The 3,735-nt window shown below is 69.0% G+C and carries 3 protein-coding genes; 1 reads left to right on the top strand and 2 read right to left on the bottom strand.

Annotated elements, in window-relative coordinates:
* Positions 1 to 79: 79 nt before the first annotated feature.
* Both ACDELDRAFT_RS20090 and ACDELDRAFT_RS20085 read right to left on the bottom strand, forming a co-directional pair.
* On the bottom strand, positions 80 to 571 hold the full coding sequence (locus ACDELDRAFT_RS20090; protein WP_040330070.1) for an NUDIX hydrolase: 492 nt from the start codon (positions 569 to 571) through the stop codon (positions 80 to 82).
* A gap of 120 nt (positions 572 to 691) precedes the next feature.
* On the bottom strand, positions 692 to 1,219 hold the full coding sequence (locus ACDELDRAFT_RS20085; protein ID WP_005799890.1) for a GNAT family N-acetyltransferase: 528 nt from the start codon (positions 1,217 to 1,219) through the stop codon (positions 692 to 694).
* A gap of 401 nt (positions 1,220 to 1,620) precedes the next feature.
* On the opposite strand from ACDELDRAFT_RS20085, the gene ACDELDRAFT_RS20080 reads away from it, so the two are divergent.
* Positions 1,621 to 3,510, top strand: coding sequence for a bifunctional metallophosphatase/5'-nucleotidase (locus ACDELDRAFT_RS20080; protein WP_005799888.1), 1,890 nt, complete (start codon positions 1,621 to 1,623; stop codon positions 3,508 to 3,510).
* Positions 3,511 to 3,735: the final 225 nt, after the last annotated feature.

The following is a 3,735-nucleotide window of genomic DNA, read 5'->3' as shown; positions in this document are numbered from 1 at the left end:
GACTGCCGGACCCGGGCCTTTTCGCGCGGCGAGGGCGGCAGCCCCGCTGCCGAGGGCCGGCCCCGGCCCTCAGTTCCGATCAGAGGGCCGCAGCGCCCTGCAGCACGCTGGCGTCGGTGTGGATCAGCGCCAGCGGAAAGCGCCGGCCTCCCAGGTAGTCTTCGATGCACTGCAGCACCAGCGGGCTGCGGTGGCGGTCTGCGCTGGCGCGCAGCTCGTCCAGCGTCATCCACACGGTGCGCACGATGCCTTCGTCGAGCGCGCGCCAGTCGTGGTGCGTGCCCAGCGCACCGGCAAAGGCAAAGCGCAGGTAGGTGATGTCGTCGCCCGTGCGGGTGCGCGTGAAACGGTTGAGGTACACGCCCACCAGGGCGGCGGGCACGAAATCGTGCGCCGTTTCCTCCAGCACCTCGCGCGTGCAGGCATCGATGGGCGATTCCCCGGGGTCCAGATGGCCGGCGGGATTGTTCAGACGCAGGCCGTCTGCCGTGTCTTCTTCCACCAGCAGGAAGCGGCCCTCACGCTCGATGATGGCGGCCACGGTGACGTTGGGTTTCCAGCGGTTTGGCATGGCGCGCATTATGACCATGCACCGTGACACCTGCCGTCATGATGCCCGGCCGGGCGGCAGGGCAGTTTGCAGGCCACGCGGGCAGCCGAAGTGCCGTGCGCGGCAGTGGCGGAAGGCGGCCTACGGCAGGGCCCGCGCCATGTAGGCCGCGCCATCGCCATAGCTGGCCAGGCGCTCGCGCTGCACCGCATCGCCGATCGCGTGCGGTGCGTAGCCCTGGCGCGTCCAGAAAGCTTGCGAGTCCTGCACCGATACCAGGGCCGAATGCCGCAGCCCCTGCGCCGCCGCCGCGCCCCACACCGATTGCAACAACGCCTGCGCCATGCCCTGGCCCGCGCAGCGGGGCAATACCGCCATGTCGTGCAGGTACAGCGTGTCCACCGGCGCCACGGCCTCGAAATCGCCGTGCAACGGCGTGACCTTGCCCAACACGGAACGGTAGGCGGCCAAATAGGCGCAGACGCGGCCGCCTTGCTCCAGCACCAGCGAGCAATTGGCCGGGCTGGCCAGACGGCGCGCAAACACCTCGGCACTCTCGACGAAGCGGGGGCCGTAGCAGGCGCGCTGCACGGCCAGAAGATAGCCCAGGTCGGATTGCGCGAGTGCGCGCAGGCGGACCTGGGACGGGAGTAAAGCGGGGGAGTTCATCACGGCGGCTGCAGGCGGGAAGGCAAGCGCCGGATTGTCGTGCAAAGGGGCACCCACGGTGCCCGGCCGCGCAGGTCGCGCCCGGTCAGGCGGCCTGCACGGCGGCAGGCAGGCCCCAGGCGCTGGCGGTCACGGTGAGCACAGCGGCAATGGTCACATTCAGGGGCGGAAGAGAGAGGCTCGGCATGGCAGCAGACATTCGTGCAAATGAACAGTGGCCCTAAGGTAACCACTGCCCGTGACGCGTCGATGACATGACGCAGCACAAAGGACGGCGTGAAAGGCGCCGCCCCACGCGTACGGGGGCCGGCACAGGGCAGGGCGTCACACGCACGTCACAGGGCGGCAAAACACTGCGCCCTTGCTGTTTCAAGTCGTCACATTACCGAGGGCCTTCTTCCATGCATTTCCGCGCTCCCGCTTTCGCGCCCCGCCGCTCGCTCGCCCTGGCCCTGGTGGCCACACTGTCGCTGGGCCTTGCGGCCTGCGGCGGCAGCGACGATGCCCCCAGCTTCAAGCCCCTGGAGCTGAACATCGCGCACATCAATGACCACCATTCGCAGCTCGATGCGTTTGCCGCCACCGAACTCACCCTGGATGGCGTGGCCACACAGGTGGAGCTGGGCGGCTTCGCGCGCCAGACGGCGGTGTTCAAGTCGCTCGCCGGCACGCCCAACCTGCTCAAGCTGCACGCGGGCGACGCCCTCACCGGCTCGCTGTACTACACCTTCTTCAAGGGCAAGGCCGACGCGCAGATGATGAACAGCATCTGCTTCGATGCCTTCATCCCCGGCAACCACGAGTTCGACGACGGCGACGGCGTTTTCAAGGGCTTCCTCGACGCGCTGGCCGACCCGGCCAACGGCGGCAACTGCAAGACCCCCACGCTGTCGGCCAACATCGTGCCTCAGGCCGGCACGCCCCTGGCCCCCGCCGGCGCGGCCGCCTACCTGCAGCCCTACACGATCAAGAAGATCGACGGCGTGGAGGTGGGCATCGTGGGCGTGACCATTGCCACCAAGACCGTGAACTCCTCGCGCCCCCTGGCCACCACGCAGTTCCTGGACGAAGCGGCGTCGGCCCAGAAGGCCATCGATGCGCTCAAGGCCAAGGGCGTGCGCCACATCGTGCTGATGTCGCACCTGGGCTACGAAAGCGACAAGCAGATCGCAGCACAGCTCACCGATGTGGACGTGATCATCGGCGGCGACTCGCACACCCTGCTGGGCGACTTCAAGGCCCAGGGCCTGGCCAGCTCGGGCGCCTACCCCACCGTGGTGAAGAACAAGTCGGGCGAGACCGTGTGCATCGGCCAGGCCTGGGAATACGCCAAGGCCTACGGCCTGATGAACGTGAAATTCGATGACCGGGGCAGCGTGGCCCAATGCGGTGGGCAGGCCCGCCTGGTGATCGGCGACAGCTTCAAGCGCAAGGATGGCGCCGGCGCCTGGCAGACCCTGGCCGAGGCCGACCGGCAGGCACTGGTGGGCAAGCTCGCCACATCGGCCGCCGTGAAGGTGACCGCGCCCGACGCCGCCGCCGCGCAGACGCTGTCGGTCTACACCAGCCAGGTTTCGGCCGAGAAGGCCAAGACCATCGGCACCGCCACCGAGGCCCTGTGCCTGGTGCGCAAGCCCGGCGAAACCACCAACCGCAGCGCGGGCGTGGCCGGCTGCGAAACGGCCAACACGCAGGCGCGCGGCAGCGACGCCGCCCAGGTGGTGGCCGAGGCCTTCCTGCGCGCCAGCAAGCGCGCCGACTTTGCCCTGCAGAATGCCGGCGGCGTGCGCGTGCCGGTGGCCGCCGGCCAGCTCAGCATGAACACCGCGTTCACGCTGCTGCCGTTCACCAACGTGCTGGTGGAGCTGGACGTGAAGGGCTCGGAAATGATCGCGGCGCTGGAAGACGGAGTGGCCAACCACCTCGACAACGCCCAGTCCGACGGCTCGCACCCCTACGCCGCCGGCCTGCGCTGGGACCTGGACATGAGCCGCACCAAGGGCCAGCGCTTCAGCAACGTGCAGGTGCGCAGCAAGGCCACCGGGGCCTGGAGCGCCATCGACCCAGCCAAGACCTATGTGCTGGTGACCAACGACTTCGTCGCTTCGGGCAAGGACGGCTACGCCGCGCTGGGCCCCATCTACGCGGCCGGCCGCTACGTCAACACCTACCTGCTCTACACCCAAAGCTTCGTTGATTACGTGATCGCCCAGGGCACCATCGCCCGGCCCAAGGCGGCCGACTACTCGCACCAGAAGGTTATCGGCAAGACCGGCGTGGCACTGCCCTGACGAGCCACCACAGCCGCACGCGGGGCCCCCTGCACGCGGCTTTCTTTCCGTCCGACGCCCCGCGAGGCGTCGGACTTTTTGCACCGTTCAAATCCCGAGGAATCCCTCCCGCCCCGGCCCGCTTGCGGCCAACCGCTCTCGCGCCTCTGCGCACTCGGCGCACTGGCCACTGCCAGCCTCGCCGCCTGCGGCGGCAGCGACCGCCCGGCGCCCATCACCGGCGTG

The sequence above is a fragment of the Acidovorax delafieldii 2AN genome (assembly GCF_000175235.1).
Taxonomy (GTDB): domain Bacteria; phylum Pseudomonadota; class Gammaproteobacteria; order Burkholderiales; family Burkholderiaceae_C; genus Acidovorax; species Acidovorax delafieldii_B.
The sequence above is the reverse complement of the archived record's forward strand: the minus strand, read 5'-3'. Positions and strand labels throughout refer to the sequence as shown.

Coding starts and splice junctions, on each gene's coding strand:
- ACDELDRAFT_RS20090 (WP_040330070.1), bottom strand. CDS start 571: ATGCCAAACCGCTGGAAACCCAACGTCACCGTGGCCGCCATCATCGAG.
- ACDELDRAFT_RS20080 (WP_005799888.1), top strand. CDS start 1,621: ATGCATTTCCGCGCTCCCGCTTTCGCGCCCCGCCGCTCGCTCGCCCTG.
- ACDELDRAFT_RS20085 (WP_005799890.1), bottom strand. CDS start 1,219: ATGAACTCCCCCGCTTTACTCCCGTCCCAGGTCCGCCTGCGCGCACTC.